Genomic DNA, 17,730 nt, shown 5'->3' with positions numbered 1-17,730 from the left:
TCTACCCTCAAAAGGCATTAGCGTTTCGCTTTATGATCAATGAGCGCTCCATAGTCATTGATTGTGCTAAAAGATAACCCATCAATATTGCCCGTATTGTTCAAAGGGAATTGTTTTGTTTCACCCGGTGCCAGCATTTTACCGGCAGTTTCAGATGTGATGTTCTTGTCTTTAAAGTTAACACTAAAAATAGTGACGTTATATTTTGAGCTGTTTTGCACCGTGGCATTTTTACCATTTAATTGCCAGTGTAATTGTTCTGGTGCATCACTGCTTTTACCTTCTAACCCTTCAGGGCGGTAAAAAAGTTTAATACGCGTGCGAAAGACAACATTGAGTTTCTGTTTGATGTCGTCACTGTTCTTATCTTTTGCCGGGACCTCAAGAACATTGAGCCAAAACACTGACTCTTTGTCAGTAGGGAGCGCTGGAACCCCGGTATAGCTGATACGCAGCGTCTGGCCCTTATTCGAGTCTACCCGATTGATCGGCGGAGTGATCACGAAAGGGACGGATATTTTTTCGGGTGACGTGTTCTCATTCCCCGTATCGATCCAACTCTGAATTAATACAGGTCTGGCGTTTTTATTTGTCAGGCTGAGCGTAACCTGACTTTTACTTCCCTGGTATATGACTCTGGTTCCATCCAAAACAATACTGGCGTGACCTGGCTGACTCATCATCATGCCAGCACTAAGGGCGCAATATACTGTTGCTGCCTTTTTACTGAAAAATAACATACAAAATACCTAAGGTTTAACCAGGGAAATAAAATAAGTGATTACTGATACATCAGCTCATAATCCACAGTGCTGACGACTGACCCCGCAGTTGCAGAACCGGCTGCCGATACATATTCAACAAAATAGGGCATCCGGGTTTTACCACCTGCTTCAGTGTCAATAGCGGTGAATTGTGACGTGGTTGACTGACCTGGGTCGTTCACTTTAATTGTGCTACGATTCGAATCCAGCAGGCGGAACTGAACATTTGTCGCTGCATCAGTTGACGCTGTATTATTCAGATAGCCCTGGTTGTCACCGTTAGCACTTTTAAAGTTGGCCGCCACTTTGGTTTTTGCAGGCGTACCCAGGGTGCAGTTTTCAGCCACAATAAAGAACGGTACCTGGCCTGCAGAGGAGTTTGCACCAGCCAGCGCTGTTTTTGAAACTTCGTCCAGCGCAATTGTACCTGTACCAGCCGTTCCAACAGCGGCGCCTTTATATTCCAGAGAAACGTCGCATGTTGCATCTGTAATATTACCGTTAAAAGTAATGGTATTTGCTGCGAAGGCGTGCGGTAGATTAACTAAATTCACCGCCAGAATTGTGCCAGCAGCTATTAATTTATTAAATTTCATTTATAGCTCCATCAGAGTGTCGCACTCGTCTTTGTGTAAAATAACTATGGAATAATAAAAGGGACTATTACTACTATATTATAGTAGCTTTAGGTGTCATAATTTATGCCCCATTATAATGGAGGTCTATTGTTTTATGGTCCATTTTTGTACTTCAAATTTTGGTTTGAATTATAAACTGTTAATTTTATTTGAATTTAATTAATTATTAACAATGTAATATACAATATTAAGTATGCGGATAATCTATATTAAACATACATTGCATTAACAATATCTACGAAATTATTTTTAGATGGATACTGTTTTGTGTCATTTTTGCAACCATGTTTTTACCGTGATAGCCATTTTCTGCTATCATAGTGGCATGTGTACGTAGGTTGGTAAAAATAAAAAATGAAGAGCACATTCAATCCAGTAGAGATGGCGGGGCCCATAAGCACGCGCGTTGAATCGCCCTATTTGACGATATTGTTGGATACACTTGATTCGCACCTGCGCTATCAGCAGTGTCCTGTTGGTAAGCGCATTACCATCAGCGCTGCTCACCAGCCTAATTGTTATATTATTCGTAAGGGGGCGCTCTCACTTTACCGGCAGCCCGATGATATTCTTATCGAACTTATCGAAGCCCCGACACTACGTGGGATCATCCCGGTACATGAGTCCTCCCGATCAATACATATCCTTCGCGTTATTGAACCGGCTGAAATCGCCACGTTGAATAAAGAGGATTTATACGCGCTGCTGACAGAACACAACCTGTGGGAACCCTATGCCAGACATCTGCAACTGATCGCCAGCATGGCCGCAGAGGTACTGTTTAAGCTCGTCTCACCCACCGTATTTGAGCAGGTTCGCTATCAGCTTTTCGAGCTCATGAGCAAACCGCAAACACTGAGAGAGTCGATTACCGCCGAGAATTATATCCGCGGAAAAACCCGGCTTTCTCGTTCTGCAGTGATGAACGTGCTCTCGGCATTAAAAGCCGGAGGCTACATTACAATCCTGAATGGGCATCTGAAGGAAATAAAACATATTCCAGCGCAGTTTTAGATATTTGCAAAATTGATATTTCTGGCATGAGATAAATCTACATAACCTAAATTAAAACAGGGCTAAAGTATGGTTTTCGCCGGTGATAAACGAAAGGCACATAGGTAAACCCGCCTTTAAAGGCTGAAACAGTGAAATTTAACGCTCACTAAATAGAAAACGCTTTTTTTTCCTCCTGCGATTAAAACTCTGATAGTATACCCCCCTATAGTATTAAGGGGGGCCTATGCCGCATTCACCTGAAGATAAAAAACGTATTCTGACTCGCGTCCGACGCATTCGGGGGCAGGTGGATGCCCTGGAGCGTGCGCTGGAGTCTGGCGAACCTTGCCTGGCTATCCTGCAACAAATCGCTGCGGTCCGCGGTGCGTCCAACGGTTTAATGGGCGAAATGGTTGAGATCCACCTGAAAGATGAGCTGGTGAGTGGTGAAACCACTCCTGACCAGCGCGCCGTGCGTATGGCTGAAATCGGCCACCTTCTTCGCGCTTATCTAAAATAAACCTATCACCTCGCAATAAAGGGAAGAGACAGATGAAATCACGTGCAGCAGTCGCGTTTGGCCCCGGTCAGCCGCTCAAAATTGTTGAGATTGACGTCGCAGCGCCGAAAAAAGGCGAAGTTCTGGTTAAAATTACCCATACCGGGGTTTGCCACACTGACGCGTTTACGCTGTCTGGTGACGATCCGGAAGGTGTGTTCCCGGCGGTTCTGGGACATGAAGGCGGCGGTGTAGTGGTCGATGTCGGCGAAGGCGTGACCAGTCTGAAGCCGGGCGACCATGTTATCCCGCTGTATACCGCCGAATGCGGAGAGTGCAAATTCTGTAAATCCGGGAAGACCAACCTCTGTCAGGCCGTGCGCGCCACCCAGGGAAAAGGTCTGATGCCGGATGGCACCACCCGTTTTTCTTACAATGGTGAACCAATCTATCACTACATGGGTACCAGTACCTTCAGCGAATACACCGTATGTGCGGAAATCTCACTGGCGAAAGTCAACCCGCAAGCCCCGCTGGATAAGGTTTGTCTGCTGGGGTGTGGCGTCACTACGGGCATAGGTGCCGTGCATAACACCGCGAAAGTCAAAGAGGGCGATACCGTTGCCGTGTTTGGCCTTGGCGGGATCGGCCTGGCGGTGATTCAGGGCGCTGTACAGGCGAAAGCGGGGCGTATTATTGCTGTCGATACCAACCCGGAAAAATTCAAACTGGCGGCTGAAATGGGCGCAACCGACTTCATTAATCCGAAAGATTATGACAAACCGATCCAGGAGGTGATTGTTGAGCTCACCGACGGTGGTGTCGACTTTAGCTTCGAATGTATCGGTAACGTCGACGTGATGCGTGCGGCGCTGGAATGCTGCCATAAAGGATGGGGCGAGAGCATCATCATTGGTGTTGCCGGGGCGGGCCAGGAAATTAAAACTCGCCCGTTCCAGCTGGTGACAGGCCGGGTCTGGCGCGGTTCCGCGTTTGGCGGCGTCAAAGGGCGCACCCAGTTACCGGGCATGGTGGAAGAGGCAATGGCCGGGAAAATCCAGTTGGATCCGTTCATTACCCATCGTCTGCCGCTGGAGCAAATCAACGACGCGTTTGACCTGATGCACGAAGGTAAATCCATCCGTACCGTTATCCATTTCGGCGATAACTGATTCATCCGCCAGCGGAAATCACCGCTGGCGCTTTCCATTTTTTAACATAAATGTTGTCAAACTGTGACGAAAACGGCGCTTTTCCCGGTAAGTAAAATTCGCGGAATGCCGATGACTATCTTACGGGCGCGTATTACGCATTAATCCTACAAGAGAGTCGACGGTCATGGACAACACATCATCGATGCAAGCACCACATAAGCTGGGCTTTCTGCATCACATCAGGCTGGTTCCGCTGTTTTCCTCCATTCTCGGTGGCATCCTTTTACTGTTCGCGCTGAGCTCCGGTCTGGCGGGCTACTTTCTCATGCAGGCTGACCGCGATCAGCGGGATGTGACGGATGAGATCCAGGTCCGCATGGGATTATCGAACAGTTCGAACCACCTGCGTACCGCGCGAATCAACATGATTCATGCCGGCGCGGCGAGCCGAATTGCTGAAATGGATGACATGAAAGCCAACATTGCGGCGGCGGAAAAGCGTATTAAGCAGTCTGAAGAAGGGTTTACTATTTACATGGCGCGCAAGGTGAAAACTCCTGCGGATGAAGCGTTGGATGGCGAACTGGAGAGCAGTTTCAAAGCCTATATTGCGGGAATGCAACCGATGCTCAAGTACGCCAGAAACGGCATGTTCGAAGCGATCATCAACCACGAAAGCGAACACGCAAGACAACTGGATGCCAGTTACAATAAGGTCCTGTTGAAGGCGATTGAACTGCGCATGGCGCGCGCTAACCAGTTAAGCGAACAGGCTCATCAGCGCACCCAACTGGGCATGATATTCATGATTGGCGCTTTTGGTCTGGCACTGGTGCTGACGCTGATGACGTTTATTGTTCTGCGTCGTACCGTCATTCAGCCGTTGCAGCATGCCGCGCAGCGTATTGAGCAAATTGCCGCCGGTGATCTCACCATGCAGGATGAACCTACCGGGCGTAGCGAGATTGGGCGACTGAGCCGCCACCTGCAACAAATGCAGCGTTCGCTGGTGCAAACGGTCGGTTCGGTGCGTCAGGGGGCAGAAGAGATTTATCGCGGTACCAGCGAAATCTCGGCGGGCAATACCGATTTGTCGTCACGCACCGAAGAACAGGCGGCGGCGATCGAACAGACGGCGGCCAGCATGGAAGAGTTGACCGCGACGGTGAAGCAAAACGCCGATAACGCACACCACGCCAGCAAACTGGCGGAAGACGCGTCCGGCAAAGCCAGCCGTGGCGGGCAGATGGTTTCCGGCGTGGTCCAGACGATGGGCAATATTTCGACCAGTTCGAAGAAAATCTCTGAGATCACAGCGGTTATCAACAGCATCGCTTTCCAGACCAATATTCTGGCGCTGAACGCTGCGGTTGAAGCCGCGCGTGCCGGCGAGCAAGGACGTGGATTCGCCGTGGTCGCCAGTGAGGTCCGCACGCTGGCCAGCCGCAGTGCCCAGGCAGCGAAAGAGATTGAGGGGCTTATCAGCGAATCCGTCCGTCTCATCGATCAAGGTTCTGGTGAAGTGGTCGCGGCGGGGAACACGATGACCGACATCGTGGAGGCGGTAAAACGCGTCACCGATATCATGCTGGAAATCGCCGCGGCGTCGGACGAGCAGAGCCGCGGGATCGTGCAGGTCAGCCAGGCCATCTCTGAGATGGACAAAGTAACTCAGCAGAACGCTTCGCTGGTGGAAGAGGCCTCTGCGGCAGCGGCGTCGCTGGAAGAGCAGGCGGCACGACTGACGGAGGCGGTGGGGACGTTTCGCTTACAGGGTGGACCCACGAGCAAGCGCGTACCGACAACAAACACCCCCGTTCAGCCTCTGACACAGCCGGTTACCGATCACGGGGATAACTGGGAAACCTTCTAAGCGCCATTACCGGATGAGGCGAAAAGGCGTCTCATCCGGATTGTTATAACGGCATCGATTTACGGATAGCGGCAATTAAGCGTTGCGCGCCAGAAGAGAGCGGTGAATCCACACGGGTGAGAATACCGATCGGCTCGCCTGCGCCCTGTGTGGGCACGGGTAGCGAAACCAGCGTCGCCTGGCGCAAATCCTCTTTCACCGCGCCAGAGGGCACAAACCAGACGTAGTTATAATCAACCGTTAACTGGCGCGACAGCGAGGCGGAGAGCGTCTCAATGCAGCCGGTTGGCATCTTACAACCCTGGCTTTGCAACAGCGTCTCGGCATTCTGCCGTGGTACTGTGCCTTTGGGCGAAACAACCACGGGCCACTCCATCACGCGACTCAGCGTCACGTTTTCCTGTAATAGTGGGTGATTCGGACGCACGACCAGCTTTAATGACTCGAGAAACAGCAGCTCATAATTAAGGCCGCTCATCAATTCCGGATCGGACATCCGGCCAATGCCGATGTCGAGCTCGCCGGATTTCAGGCCCGCCAGCAGCATGGTATTGTTCATCGTTGCCACCTGCAGCGTGCTCTCTTTTTGCTGCTGATGAAACTGACCGATGACCGACGGAAGAATACCCAGCGCGGCGGTCGGTAGCGCGCCTATTCTTACCACATCATTGTTAAGACCTTCTTTACGGTTCAGCGCCTGCCCGGCGGTGTTGAGCGCATCTAGCACTTTCACCGCATGGGTTAAGAACTGCTCGCCAGGTAACGTCAGTTGCGCCCCGAGCCGTCCGCGCTCAAAGAGGCGGGTGCCGGTCAGTTGCTCCAGTTCGTTAAGCGTTTTGGAAAGCGCAGGCTGGCTGAGGTTAAGGGTTTCGGCTGCGCGCCCCAGGGTTCCTTGTTGAGCGACAGCGACAAATGTATGAAGATGGCGCAATCGGATGCGCTGACTGAACAGACTATTTTTTTCCATAAGCGATGTTAAGAACAGAGCGATGCCGGTGACAAGTAAAGTTGTTTGTTTTTGATAACTTGATTGCAAAATATTATTAACATTTAACTTATTTAAGTAACAGCACTTTCTCTTCGGAGGCGAAAATGATCCATGTCGTAGGCCACCTGAATCCGGACAGTGACGCCATTTGCACCGCTTTTATGGCTGCCCGCTGGTTGAACATGCGCGGACGTCAGGCCTCGGCCTGGCGCCTGGGTGAACCCAATCGCGAAACCCAATTTCTGTTTGAGCGTGCGGGGCTGGACATGCCGCGGTTACTGACGATGCCGCTGACAGACCTCGACGTCTGGCTGGTGGATTTCACCGAGCCAGCGCAGGGACCGGAAACCCTTATGGCGAGCAATATCGTGGGTATTATCGATCATCACCGTCTGGGTGGACTGGTGACCCGTTTGCCGCCAGAAGTGTGGATAAAGCCGGTGGGCAGCAGCGCCACGCTGCTATGGCAACTGATGAGTCCGGAGGACAGGGCGCAGATAACGTCTGCGCAGGCGTTATTACTATTGGGCGCAATATTGAGTGACACTGTCACGCTTCGCTCGCCAACCACCACGGCGGATGACCGTCAGGCCGTTGAAGCACTGACAACGCGTGCCGGGGTTGAGCTGGCGGCGTTCAGCGCTGACCTGCTGAGTGCTAAAACCAGCGTCGAAGGATTAAGTGCCAGTGAACTGCTGCAAAAAGATATCAAGCGTTTCACCATCAAGGGTCAGCAGGTGAGCGTTGCGCAGATCGAACTGTATGCATTGAGCCAGGTCGCTGACGTGATGGATGCCCTGCGTCAAGAGATGGCCGATTATGCGACCCGCAGCGGGGCGGATTTGGTGGTGCTGATGTTGACGGATATCAACGCTGGCAATTCGCAACTCTGGTTTGCCGGCCCGCGCCAACTGGAACTGGCACAACCGGTGACGGTTGAGGGAATGTTGAGCCGCAAGAAACAGATGCTGCCGTGGCTCGAAAGCCATGTTGCGAAAATAGACCAGGCCTGACAAAACGGGCTGAGAGATTCAGCCCGTTCTCTTCATCAGACGTCGAAAAAGACGGTTTCGTTTTCTCCCTGCAGGTGAATATCGAAGATATAGACGATCTCGCTACCACGCTGTTCGCGGCGGGCAATCAGTGTCTGACGGCGAACTTCCCATTCGATCAGATTGAGCACCGGATCGCGCTGATTGGCTTCTTGCTCATCCGCAAAATAGAGACGGGTGTTCAGGCCAATGTTGATGCCGCGCGCGACGATCCACAGATTAACGTGGGGAGCCATCAGGCGGCCATCGCGTCCCACAACACAGCCCGGCTTAATGGTATCGAAACGCCACACGCCGCTGTCGAAGTCTGAACAGGTTCGTCCCCAGCCGCGAAAGTCCGCGTCGAGTGGCTTATCTTCCTGACGGTCAGCCGGATGGTTGTAGCGTCCATGGGCGTTGGCCTGCCAGATCTCCAGCAGCACATCGCGCACCGGCGTACCGGAACCATCAATTACCCGCCCCTCGATCACAATACGTTCGCCTTCGGTATGGCTATTGGTCAGCGTGGAGCTGAAGTTTTTCTCAAAGATGTGAAATCCAGCGGCGTCAGGCGCAAGCCCAATGTGCACATACGGTCCCGCCGTCTGCGAGGCGGTTTCCTGCAAATACTCTTTCATTGCGCGCCTCCCTGAGTGCGGTTTTCAAACAACGTAGCGCGCTGTCCGCGAAGTACGAGGTCAAAACGATATGCCAGGCAGTCGAGCGGTACGGCGGCGTGGGTATCCAGTTCGGCAATCAATGTGCGGATCGCATCATCGTTATTGATAGTTTTCACAATTGGGCACTGTTTGATCAACGGGTCGCCTTCAAAATACATTTGCGTAATCAACCGTTGGGCAAAGGCCTCGCCGGAGAGTGAAAAGTGAATATGCGAGGGACGCCAGTCACTGACCTGATTGCGCCACGGATAAGGGCCGGGTTTGATGGTACGGAAAAAGTAATAGCCGTTCTCATCGGTTAATACCCGTCCGCAGCCGCCAAAATTAGGATCAATCGGCGCGAGATACTGGTCTTTTTTATGACGATAGCGACCACCGGCATTGGCCTGCCAGACTTCGACCAGCGTATTTCTCATTGGGCGGCCAAAACCGTCGCGCACGTAACCGTGGACGATAATCCGTTCGCCAATCGGCAGGCCGTCTTTGGCGTAATTCATAATCAGGTCGTTATCCAGCGGGCCAAGATCGTTGTCGCTGAATACCGGCCCGGTGATTTCAGACAATGAATTCTGCAAAGAGATCAGCGCGTTGCGCGGCGAGCGCAGAACGCTGGTCTTATAGCCGGGGGCGAAGGCGGGCGGATGGCTGTTATAGTCGCGATGGATCACCTCGCGAGAGGACACTTTTTCACGCATAGCGGACTCCGGTACAGGGAAGAGATTTATTGTTTTATGATGACCTGAGGCAGTGTGTGTAAATGCGTTGTTAATTAAAAGTGAATTTATGTCGATTATTTCATAACCAGTGGCTATACCATGGCGCAAGGACTGATGCAGAGCGAATTCAGGTGAGATCACACTTTGTAAATTCTTCTCCCCAGAGTGAATGGTGTTTCCTACACTCCAGGTAACATTCACTGGAGGCATGACATTATGGCGAACACCATCACGGCAGATGAGATTCGGGAACATTTTTCGCAGGCAATGTCAGCAATGTACCAGCAGGAAGTTCCGCAATACGGCACGTTACTGGAACTTGTGGCTGACGTGAATCTGGCAGTTCTCGAAAATAACCCCACGCTGCATGAAAAACTGGCCAATGCAGATGAACTGGCGCGCCTCAACGTGGAGCGTCATGGCGCAATTCGTGTCGGAACGGCAGACGAACTGTCCACGCTGCGACGCATGTTTGCGATCATGGGGATGTTTCCGGTCAGCTATTACGATCTCTCTCAGGCCGGGGTGCCGGTACATTCAACGGCATTTCGTCCCATTGACGATGCATCGCTGTCGCGAAATCCGTTTCGCGTCTTTACCTCCTTACTGCGACTTGAACTGATTGAAAACGCGTCGCTCCGCCAGCGTGCGGCGGAGATCCTCGCGCAGCGCGATATCTTTACGCCACGCTGTCGCGAACTGCTCGACGTCTGGGAGAGTCAGAAGGGGTTTAACGCGACGCAGGCTCGCGAGTTCGTGAAAGAAGCGCTGGAAACGTTTCGCTGGCATCGCCACGCCACCGTGGATGAAAAAACCTATCATGCGCTGCATAACGAACATCGCCTGATCGCCGATGTGGTCTGTTTCCCGGGCTGTCACATTAATCATCTGACACCCAGAACGCTGGATATCGACCGGGTGCAGTCGATGATGCCGGAATGCGGCATTGAACCGAAAGTCCTTATCGAAGGCCCGCCGCGCCGTGAGGTGCCGATTCTGCTGCGCCAGACCAGCTTCAAAGCGCTGGAAGAACCTGTGCTGTTTGCGGGCGAAATGCAGGGGACACACACGGCCCGCTTCGGCGAGATTGAACAACGCGGCGTGGCGCTGACGATAAAAGGGCGTCAGCTGTACGATGAATTACTGCGCCATGCCGGTACCGGGAAAGACAACCTGACGCATCAACTGCATTTGCAGGAGGTGTTTAACGCGTTTCCGGACAGCGAATTCCTGCTGCGCCAACAGGGACTGGCCTGGTTCCGCTATCGTCTGACGCCGTCAGGCGAAGCGCACCGCAATGCGATTCATCCTGGCGACGATCCGCAACCGCACATTGAACGTGGCTGGGTGCAGGCGCAGCCCATCACCTATGAAGATTTCCTGCCAGTCAGCGCGGCGGGGATTTTTCAGTCGAATCTCGGTAACGAAACGCAGGCGCGCAGTCATGGCAATGCCAGCCGCGAGGCCTTTGAACAGGCGCTGGGGTGTCCGGTGTTTGACGAGTTTGTGTTGTATCAGGAAGCGGAAGAACGCAGTAAACGGCGTTGCGGCCTGCTTTAATCCAGGTATCCTGTAGGGATCTGCGATTAACGGGTAAATATGGACATGATCAAACCTGGTATTCCACTGATTCAAACCGAACAGGGACAGCTAATGGGTGTCGTCCAGGACGACATCCACCTTTGGCGCGGTATTCCTTACGCCGCGCCACCAACGGGGAAATGGCGTTGGCGTGCGCCGCAGCCGGTTACTCCCTGGTCCGGGATTCGTGACGCCAATACCTTCTCCAGCGCCAGCTGGCAGGACATTGAGTACTGCAAAGAGTTGGGCGGCGGCGATCCCGGCGCATTTTCTGAAGACTGTCTCTATCTCAACGTCTGGTCTCCGGCGGAACGTCATCAGCCGCTTCCGGTGATGGTCTGGCTGCACGGCGGCGGCTACACCATTGGCGCGGGTAGTCTGCCGCCTTATGACGGCGTTGCGCTGGCAAAGCGCAACGTGGTTGTCGTGACCGTCAACTATCGTCTCGGTCACCTCGGCTTTTTTGCTCATCCGGCACTGGAAGGCGAAGAGGGCGAGGCTCTCAATAACTTTGCTTTGCTCGACCAGATAGCGGCGCTGCGCTGGGTACAGGAAAACATCGCTGCGTTCGGCGGCGATCCGCAAAACGTGACGCTGTTTGGTGAGTCGGCCGGGGCGCGCAGCGTACTCTCGCTGCTGGCTTCGCCGCGCGGAAAAGGGTTGTTTCATAAAGCGATTGTGCAGAGCGGCTACACGTTGCCGGACACGCCTCGTGAAATCGCGCTGGAAAACGGCGTTGCGCTGGCTGAACACTTTGGTTTGCAGAATGCAACGGCGGAACAGCTACGCGCGATTCCGGCCGAGGCCTTCTGGCCGTTGGGCGCACCGTACAAAATTGCGCCAACACCTGTCTCTGGCGATGCGGTACTGCCGGAGCCGATGCTGGACGTCTTTTTCGCCGCCAGACAGCACCCGATGCCGGTGATGATTGGTTCTAACAGCGATGAAGCCAGCGTGATGGCGGTTTTCGGCGTCGATCTTGCCGGACAAATTCAGAAACTGCGTCGTGAACGCAGGCTGGGACTCGGCCTGATTAAGCTACTGTATCCGGGCGTGAAGGGCGATGAAGAACTGGGACGGCAGGTGTGTCGGGATATGGCGTTTACGGCATTAGGCTACGTGGTGATGCAGGCGCAACAGCGGGTCGGCGAGCCGTGCTGGCGGTACTGGTTTGATTACGTTGCGGAATCGGAGCATCACACCTATGCCAACGGCGCCTGGCATGGCAACGAAGTGCCTTACGTGTTTAATACTCTAACGCTCGCTGAACCTTCACGAAATTATGTGAACGAAAACGATCTCGCCTTTGCTGTCCACGTTGCGGATTACTGGGTCAATTTTGCCCGTCATGCCAGTCGGAGTTGCGATGTTCTACACGGACCGGTCCGTTGGCCGGCCTGTATTCAGGGCCGCGATCGGTTGTTACGTATTGGGCTGAATAAGTTTGCTGGTTTTAAGGTGGAGAACCGGTTTATGCGGGCGCGACTTGCGCTCTTTAAACGGGTGATGACCCAGCACGTCAGTCTCGACTAGCTTTGCAAAAGTTGAAAGTTTGCGCGGGGAACTTTACGTGGGAATCAGGCTGTTCCCATCGACACAAAATATTTTCCATTTTGTTCAGATAATCTGCGGCCAACAATTGGATTATTAATCAATTTTGTCTAGAGTGAGCGGTCAGAATTATGCATCTTCTTGCCGCTGTCGAGCGCCAGCGCGGGACCCTTCACATGACCAGAAGGATTTACTTTCAGGTATGAATCGCAGACGATTTATTAAAGGTTCAATGGCAATGGCCGCCGTGTGCGGTACCAGTGGTATTGCATCACTTTTCACCCGTGCCGCGTATGCGGCGGAATCCGACATTGCGGACGGACAAACCGTCCGCTTTGATTTTTCCGTGCTGCAGTCCATGGCGCACGATCTTGCGCAGAAACCGTGGGGCGGTGCGCCGCGCGCATTGCCCAATACGCTGGCGAATCTGACGCCGCAGGCCTACAACAGCATTCAGTATGATGCCGCGCAATCGCTGTGGAACAACGTCGAAGATCGCCAACTGGACGCGCAGTTCTTTCACGTTGGGATGGGCTTCCGTCGTCGCGTGCGCATGTTCTCCGTCGATTCCAGTACCCATCTGGCGCGTGAGATTCACTTCCGCCCGGAACTGTTTAAATACAATGATGCCGGCGTTGATACCAGACAACTGGAAGGGCAAACCGATCTCGGCTTTGCCGGTTTTCGCGTGTTCAAAGCGCCTGAGCTGGCACGACGCGACGTGGTTTCTTTCCTCGGTGCGAGCTATTTCCGCGCCGTCGATGATACCTATCAGTACGGGCTTTCCGCGCGTGGTCTGGCGATAGACACCTACACCGACACCAAAGAAGAGTTCCCGGATTTTACCGCCTTCTGGTTCGATACGGTGAAACCCGGCGCCACCACCTTTACAGTGTACGCGCTGCTGGACAGTCCGAGCATCACCGGCGCCTATAAGTTTGTGATTCACTGTGAGAAGAGCCAGGTGATCATGGACGTTGAAAACCGTTTGTATGCTCGCAAAGACATCAAACAGTTGGGCATCGCGCCGATGACCAGCATGTTCAGCTGCGGCAATAACGAACGCCGCATGTGCGATACCATTCATCCGCAAATCCATGACTCCGATCGTCTGGCGATGTGGCGGGGCAACGGCGAGTGGATTTGCCGCCCACTGAATAACCCGCAAAAGCTGCAATTCAACGCCTATACCGATAACAACCCGAAAGGGTTCGGCCTGCTGCAACTGGATCGTGATTTCTCCCACTATCAGGACATCATGGGCTGGTACAACAAGCGCCCAAGCCTGTGGGTGGAACCTCGTAACAAGTGGGGCAAAGGCACCATCGGGCTGATGGAGATCCCGACAACCGGCGAAACGCTGGATAACGTGGTCTGCTTCTGGCAGCCGGAAAAAGCCATCGAAGCGGGTGATGAGCTGGAATATAAATACCGTCTGTACTGGAGCGCACAGCCGCCGGTCCGTTCGCCACTGGCGCGCGTGATGGCCACCCGCACCGGTATGGGAGGATTCCCGGAGGGCTGGGCGCCGGGCGAGCACTATCCAGAGAAATGGGCGCGACGTTTTGCAGTCGATTTCGTCGGTGGCGATCTGAAAGCGGCCGCACCGAAAGGCATTGAGCCGGTGATTACGCTGTCCAGCGGCGAAGCGAAGCAGATTGAAATTCTCTACGTTGAGCCGTTTGACGGTTACCGCATCCAGTTTGACTGGTATCCCACGTCAGACTCGACCGAACCGGTGGACATGCGTATGTTCCTGCGCTGCCAGGGAGACGCGATCAGTGAAACCTGGCTGTACCAGTATTTCCCGCCGGCACCGGATAAACGGACCTACGTCGACGATCGCGTGATGCGTTAATCTGCGCCAACGCCCTTCGAAATGCGAAGGGCGTCAACAGCCAGGCATGCGAAATATCTGTTCAGGAATTAAACACGATCCTGTTCGCATTTTTCCCTAAGTCAAATGGGTAAGCTGATGGAGTGTATTTCTTATACACATGGTTTATCACTAACAGGGAGAGCGTATGTTTCCAGAATACAGAGATCTGATTTCCCGACTGAAATCCGAGAATCCTCGCTTTTTGTCGCTTTTTGAAAAGCATAACAACCTTGATCATGAAATTGCCAGGCTGGAAGGTTCCGATGGTCGGGGATACAATCTCGAAGTCGTTCGGCTGAAAAAACAGAAGCTTCAACTGAAGGACGATATGCTCAAAATACTGCAGAAAGAAAGTGTTGACGCGGGATAATCCGCATTTATGAGCCGCCAGCCCTGGCGGCTTGAGAGAGATGACAAACCTTATCCTGATACCGGATAAGAAGAGATCACCTCATTAAAAATCAGGAAAATCAATTTATTGATTTTCGGCTGATAATTACAGAGAAGGAAAAACCACGCTTTTTCCTTCTCTGTCAGCAATCTAAGCCGCCAGCCCTGGCGGCTTTTTTGTGCCTGAAACTCAGCGATGTGGTAAAACCAACTGACATCCCGCGTGGGTATAACGCTGAACAATATCATCCGCTAACGCGCTGTCACTGATAATCGTTTTAATGCAAGAGAGCGTGGCGACGGCATGGGGTTCCACTGCATCAAACTTTGAATGATCGGCCATCAGTATCACTTCTCGTGAACGCTGAATAATCCGCGTTTTCACGCCGACTTCAAACAGGGTGGCGTTAGTGATCCCCGTGGCCAGCGACAGCGCATCGCAGGAGATAAAGGCCCGTTCCACTGAAAACGCATTGAGCATCTCCAGCGCCAGGCTTTCACCTACCGAAAAGTAACCCGGACGAATAAGCCCGCCGATAATGTAACTTTCGACGTGCGGAAAACAGCCCAGTTCATTGGCGATTTTGATGTCGTTGCAGATGACCTTCACACGTGCATCGGCCAGACATTTCGCCAGTTCGAGGCAGGTCGAGCCGGAATCGAGAAAGAAACAGTCACCGTCTTTGATCATCGTGCGGGCAAGGGCAGCAATCTCTTTTTTTGCCTCGGATTGCAGTGTCCGCTTAACCTCAAAGACATACTCTTTGTCGTCCATACTGTCGTCGAAATCCAGACAGCCATGACCGCGAGTCATACCGGGATACTGGCTGGCGATATACTGGAAATCGCGACGGACGGTCGCCTCCGCATAACCAAACAGTTCCATGGCCTGTTGGGTGGAGAGATGACGATGTTGCCACAGATAGTGCAGCATCTGTTTGATACGGTCAGGGCGCTGTTGGCTCATCGAAGCAATCTCCTCTTACAGTCCTGCAAACCGGGATAACGTGGTGTGATAATTCTGTGATGAGAACAGTGCACGCCCCACGACAAGATGTTGTGCGCCCGCCGTCGCCAGGTGTTGTGCCGCAGAAAGCGTAATGCCGCCATCGGCCCAGCACGCGGCTTGTGGAAAATACTCACGCACCTGGCGGACTTTGGCGCACAGGGTGGGAATAAACTGTTGTCCGACCCCGTCTGGTTCGCTGGTCATCACCATTAGCGCATCCAGTTGCGAGGCCAGATAGCGATACCCGTCAATTGGTGTGGCGGGATTCACCGCCAGCCCGGCTTTTGCGCCGATTTCGCGAATTTCTGCCAGCGTCTCAGAAGGGTATGCCAGCGCTTCGGCATGAACAAAAATCCATGCCGGTTTGATCTCCGCCAGGATGGGAAACCAACTCTGCGGGCGGGCAATCATGAAATGAAACGAAAGGGGATGCGTCGTCTGTTGGGCGACAGCCTGTACGGTTTTGAGGCCAAAGGTGATGTTGTTAATAAAGCTGCTGTCTTCGATATCCAGATGCAGTGAGCCGATATCGGCATCGGCCAGCGCGCTCAACGTCGCCCCGTAGTGCAGTGGATCTGCCGATGCGAGAGAAGGGTGCAGAATCATATCGCCTCCGTTAACCGGTAATCTGCGCGAACAGCGCGGCGTCAGTTTGCGCGTGTCGGACTGCCGCGAGTCGTTCAGGCGAATCGATAAACTGGCTGATGCGCTGGATGGTGAGGATATGCGCATTGGCATCCGTCGCGCTGACGCACAGCAGCAGCCAGACCGGATCACACTCTTCATGCCCAAAAGCAACGGGCGTTTTTAACGTCGTGATGCTGACCTGATTATGGTTAGCGCCTTGTTCGGGCCGCGCATGAGGCAAGGCGATGCCGGGGGCAATGACATAGTACGGCCCCCAGTTCAGGGTGTTGTCGATAATGCCGTCAACATAGCCTGGTTGCGCCGCGCCGAAAGTTATCAGCGGGCGAGAAGCGATTTCGACGGCCTGACGCCAGTCCCTGGCCTCTCGCTGTGCCTGTACCCACTTAACATCGTTTATCATCAGTCGTTGACTCCTTGCCGGTTAGGGTTACTCTGATAGCGATCCCCGTCGAGACTTTTGACGAAGGCGGCAGGGATCGCTGTTCTACCGGGGGTAAGCGCGCTGCTTATCCCCTTTTTTATTGCCGTATGTGATGCACTTTTTCCATAAAACGACTGACCCGCGCCTGATCGACAAAGTTGGCGAACACGCCGTCCTTTTTAAAGGTGGTGGCGGTTACGCAACCGTCGGCGATGCTCAGTTGCTCCTCGACGTTTTCCAGACACACCCCGGTATTCGCCAGCACCACGGTATCCGGTACCGTTTCTTTGACCCGCTTCAGCAGGGCGCTGTCGGTGCGTGCGCCCGCCGTCAGACCAGAGACGCAAAGGGCGTCAGGATGGTTGTTAAAGACCGTGGATTTGGCAATGGAACAAATATCGCGATTACCCAGATACACCGCCGCTTCAGGCACAATGTTGAACAGCGTTTTGACTTCACCTGCGCCGATGCGGTGCTGATGACGAATGGTCTCGCCGACGTTCGTGTCCCAGACCCCAAAGTCGCTGGCGTAGGCACCGGTAAAAATCTCGCGAATGAATTTTGCGCCCGTCGCCATTGCCAGATCGAATGATGCGACCGGATCCCACAACACATTGACGCCAAACGGAATGCGGATTTCGCTCATCAACTGCCCAATCACCCTCGCCATTGCTGCTGTGGTTTCCGGGCGAACCTTCGTGAGATAGGGAAGACTAAACTCGTTGGAAAACATGACGGCATCCACGCCGCCATTCTGTAGCGCCAGCAGATCGTCCCGGGCGCGGTCGATAACCCAGTTCATCCCTTTCTGTGCATCAAAGCTCGGGTCGCCGGGCAATGCACGCAAATGGCACATGGCAATGACGGCTTTTTCTGTTCCAATAACCTCTTTCAGCCAACTCATGAAGGTAC

At 53.2% G+C, this 17,730-nt stretch carries 18 protein-coding genes; 9 read left to right on the top strand and 9 right to left on the bottom strand.

Translation table 11 applies throughout. From position 1 onward, the window contains the following. Positions 1-17: 17 nt before the first annotated feature. Positions 18-740, bottom strand: coding sequence for a fimbrial biogenesis chaperone (locus ACQ0PY_RS12245; protein ID WP_044257850.1), 723 nt, complete (start codon positions 738-740; stop codon positions 18-20). Positions 741-781: 41 nt separating this feature from the next. Further along, positions 782-1,360, bottom strand: a complete 579-nt coding sequence (locus ACQ0PY_RS12240) for a fimbrial protein (protein ID WP_052443920.1) — start codon at positions 1,358-1,360, stop codon at positions 782-784. A 396-nt stretch (positions 1,361-1,756) separates the two neighbouring features. On the opposite strand from ACQ0PY_RS12240, the gene ACQ0PY_RS12235 reads away from it, so the two are divergent. The 4 genes from ACQ0PY_RS12235 (at position 1,757) to ACQ0PY_RS12220 (ending at position 5,924) form a co-directional block, all read left to right on the top strand. Then, the gene (locus ACQ0PY_RS12235) at positions 1,757-2,416 is read left to right on the top strand and encodes a helix-turn-helix domain-containing protein (RefSeq protein ID WP_051642335.1); all 660 of its coding nucleotides are present in this window, start codon (positions 1,757-1,759) and stop codon (positions 2,414-2,416) included. A gap of 226 nt (positions 2,417-2,642) precedes the next feature. Next, positions 2,643-2,918, top strand: coding sequence for a metal/formaldehyde-sensitive transcriptional repressor (locus ACQ0PY_RS12230; protein WP_003833178.1), 276 nt, complete (start codon positions 2,643-2,645; stop codon positions 2,916-2,918). 32 nt (positions 2,919-2,950) lie between these two features. Beyond that, positions 2,951-4,069, top strand: a complete 1,119-nt coding sequence (locus ACQ0PY_RS12225; protein WP_043000619.1) for an S-(hydroxymethyl)glutathione dehydrogenase/class III alcohol dehydrogenase — start codon at positions 2,951-2,953, stop codon at positions 4,067-4,069. 166 nt (positions 4,070-4,235) lie between these two features. Then, positions 4,236-5,924 (top strand): methyl-accepting chemotaxis protein, encoded by a 1,689-nt coding sequence (locus ACQ0PY_RS12220; RefSeq protein ID WP_044257852.1) that lies wholly within the window; start codon positions 4,236-4,238, stop codon positions 5,922-5,924. 43 nt (positions 5,925-5,967) lie between these two features. Here ACQ0PY_RS12220 and ACQ0PY_RS12215 read toward each other — a convergent pair whose 3' ends face one another. Then, entirely contained in the window at positions 5,968-6,891 is a 924-nt protein-coding gene (locus tag ACQ0PY_RS12215) for a LysR substrate-binding domain-containing protein (protein WP_090050432.1), read from the bottom strand. 125 nt (positions 6,892-7,016) lie between these two features. Between ACQ0PY_RS12215 and ACQ0PY_RS12210 the strand changes: the two genes are divergently transcribed. Further along, positions 7,017-7,925: a manganese-dependent inorganic pyrophosphatase gene (locus tag ACQ0PY_RS12210; protein WP_090050434.1), complete on the top strand. Its 909-nt coding sequence runs from the start codon at positions 7,017-7,019 to the stop codon at positions 7,923-7,925. A 35-nt stretch (positions 7,926-7,960) separates the two neighbouring features. Here ACQ0PY_RS12210 and pcaG read toward each other — a convergent pair whose 3' ends face one another. Together pcaG and pcaH are read right to left on the bottom strand one after the other, a co-directional pair. Beyond that, complete coding sequence (gene pcaG, locus ACQ0PY_RS12205; protein WP_043000623.1) at positions 7,961-8,581, bottom strand: protocatechuate 3,4-dioxygenase subunit alpha; 621 nt, start codon at positions 8,579-8,581, stop codon at positions 7,961-7,963. Beyond that, positions 8,578-9,318: a protocatechuate 3,4-dioxygenase subunit beta gene (pcaH, locus tag ACQ0PY_RS12200; RefSeq protein ID WP_043000624.1), complete on the bottom strand. Its 741-nt coding sequence runs from the start codon at positions 9,316-9,318 to the stop codon at positions 8,578-8,580. Before pcaH ends, pcaG begins: the two co-directional genes overlap by 4 nt. Positions 9,319-9,555: 237 nt before the next feature. Between pcaH and hglS the strand changes: the two genes are divergently transcribed. From hglS to ACQ0PY_RS12180, 4 genes are all read left to right on the top strand, one after another. Then, positions 9,556-10,899, top strand: a complete 1,344-nt coding sequence (gene hglS, locus ACQ0PY_RS12195) for a 2-oxoadipate dioxygenase/decarboxylase HglS (protein WP_044257856.1) — start codon at positions 9,556-9,558, stop codon at positions 10,897-10,899. A gap of 45 nt (positions 10,900-10,944) precedes the next feature. After that, complete coding sequence (locus ACQ0PY_RS12190) at positions 10,945-12,453, top strand: carboxylesterase/lipase family protein (protein WP_109740628.1); 1,509 nt, start codon at positions 10,945-10,947, stop codon at positions 12,451-12,453. A gap of 220 nt (positions 12,454-12,673) precedes the next feature. Beyond that, the gene (locus ACQ0PY_RS12185; protein WP_044257857.1) at positions 12,674-14,329 is read left to right on the top strand and encodes a glucan biosynthesis protein D; all 1,656 of its coding nucleotides are present in this window, start codon (positions 12,674-12,676) and stop codon (positions 14,327-14,329) included. A gap of 166 nt (positions 14,330-14,495) precedes the next feature. Continuing rightward, complete coding sequence (locus tag ACQ0PY_RS12180) at positions 14,496-14,720, top strand: HP1242/YdcH family protein (protein WP_042318909.1); 225 nt, start codon at positions 14,496-14,498, stop codon at positions 14,718-14,720. 210 nt (positions 14,721-14,930) lie between these two features. On the opposite strand, the gene ACQ0PY_RS12175 is transcribed toward ACQ0PY_RS12180, so the two are convergent. The 4 genes from ACQ0PY_RS12175 to sgcQ all read right to left on the bottom strand — a co-directional run bounded on the left by ACQ0PY_RS12175 (position 14,931) and on the right by sgcQ (position 17,722). Then, complete coding sequence (locus ACQ0PY_RS12175; protein WP_044257858.1) at positions 14,931-15,707, bottom strand: DeoR/GlpR family DNA-binding transcription regulator; 777 nt, start codon at positions 15,705-15,707, stop codon at positions 14,931-14,933. A 15-nt stretch (positions 15,708-15,722) separates the two neighbouring features. Further along, entirely contained in the window at positions 15,723-16,355 is a 633-nt protein-coding gene (locus ACQ0PY_RS12170) for a ribulose-phosphate 3 epimerase family protein (RefSeq protein WP_109740259.1), read from the bottom strand. A 10-nt stretch (positions 16,356-16,365) separates the two neighbouring features. Continuing rightward, positions 16,366-16,797, bottom strand: a complete 432-nt coding sequence (sgcA, locus tag ACQ0PY_RS12165) for an SgcA family PTS sugar transporter subunit IIA (protein WP_109740258.1) — start codon at positions 16,795-16,797, stop codon at positions 16,366-16,368. Positions 16,798-16,915: 118 nt separating this feature from the next. Beyond that, positions 16,916-17,722 (bottom strand): BtpA family protein SgcQ, encoded by an 807-nt coding sequence (gene sgcQ, locus ACQ0PY_RS12160; protein ID WP_044267104.1) that lies wholly within the window; start codon positions 17,720-17,722, stop codon positions 16,916-16,918. Between the last annotated feature and the right edge of the window lie 8 nt (positions 17,723-17,730).

It is taken from the genome of Citrobacter sp. LST-B2 (assembly GCF_057983045.1).
The sequence above is the reverse complement of the archived record's forward strand: the minus strand, read 5'-3'. Positions and strand labels throughout refer to the sequence as shown.

Bases quoted from the DNA above. Each gene is read 5' to 3' on its own strand.
- ACQ0PY_RS12235 (WP_051642335.1), top strand. From the start codon at position 1,757: ATGAAGAGCACATTCAATCCAGTAGAGATGGCGGGGCCCATAAGCACG.
- ACQ0PY_RS12190 (WP_109740628.1), top strand. From the start codon at position 10,945: ATGATCAAACCTGGTATTCCACTGATTCAAACCGAACAGGGACAGCTA.
- ACQ0PY_RS12185 (WP_044257857.1), top strand. From the start codon at position 12,674: ATGAATCGCAGACGATTTATTAAAGGTTCAATGGCAATGGCCGCCGTG.
- pcaH (WP_043000624.1), bottom strand. From the start codon at position 9,318: ATGCGTGAAAAAGTGTCCTCTCGCGAGGTGATCCATCGCGACTATAAC.
- hglS (WP_044257856.1), top strand. From the start codon at position 9,556: ATGGCGAACACCATCACGGCAGATGAGATTCGGGAACATTTTTCGCAG.
- ACQ0PY_RS12245 (WP_044257850.1), bottom strand. From the start codon at position 740: ATGTTATTTTTCAGTAAAAAGGCAGCAACAGTATATTGCGCCCTTAGT.
- sgcA (WP_109740258.1), bottom strand. From the start codon at position 16,797: ATGATAAACGATGTTAAGTGGGTACAGGCACAGCGAGAGGCCAGGGAC.
- ACQ0PY_RS12220 (WP_044257852.1), top strand. From the start codon at position 4,236: ATGGACAACACATCATCGATGCAAGCACCACATAAGCTGGGCTTTCTG.
- ACQ0PY_RS12175 (WP_044257858.1), bottom strand. From the start codon at position 15,707: ATGAGCCAACAGCGCCCTGACCGTATCAAACAGATGCTGCACTATCTG.
- sgcQ (WP_044267104.1), bottom strand. From the start codon at position 17,722: ATGAGTTGGCTGAAAGAGGTTATTGGAACAGAAAAAGCCGTCATTGCC.
- ACQ0PY_RS12210 (WP_090050434.1), top strand. From the start codon at position 7,017: ATGATCCATGTCGTAGGCCACCTGAATCCGGACAGTGACGCCATTTGC.
- ACQ0PY_RS12215 (WP_090050432.1), bottom strand. From the start codon at position 6,891: ATGGAAAAAAATAGTCTGTTCAGTCAGCGCATCCGATTGCGCCATCTT.
- ACQ0PY_RS12240 (WP_052443920.1), bottom strand. From the start codon at position 1,360: ATGAAATTTAATAAATTAATAGCTGCTGGCACAATTCTGGCGGTGAAT.
- pcaG (WP_043000623.1), bottom strand. From the start codon at position 8,581: ATGAAAGAGTATTTGCAGGAAACCGCCTCGCAGACGGCGGGACCGTAT.
- ACQ0PY_RS12225 (WP_043000619.1), top strand. From the start codon at position 2,951: ATGAAATCACGTGCAGCAGTCGCGTTTGGCCCCGGTCAGCCGCTCAAA.
- ACQ0PY_RS12170 (WP_109740259.1), bottom strand. From the start codon at position 16,355: ATGATTCTGCACCCTTCTCTCGCATCGGCAGATCCACTGCACTACGGG.
- ACQ0PY_RS12180 (WP_042318909.1), top strand. From the start codon at position 14,496: ATGTTTCCAGAATACAGAGATCTGATTTCCCGACTGAAATCCGAGAAT.
- ACQ0PY_RS12230 (WP_003833178.1), top strand. From the start codon at position 2,643: ATGCCGCATTCACCTGAAGATAAAAAACGTATTCTGACTCGCGTCCGA.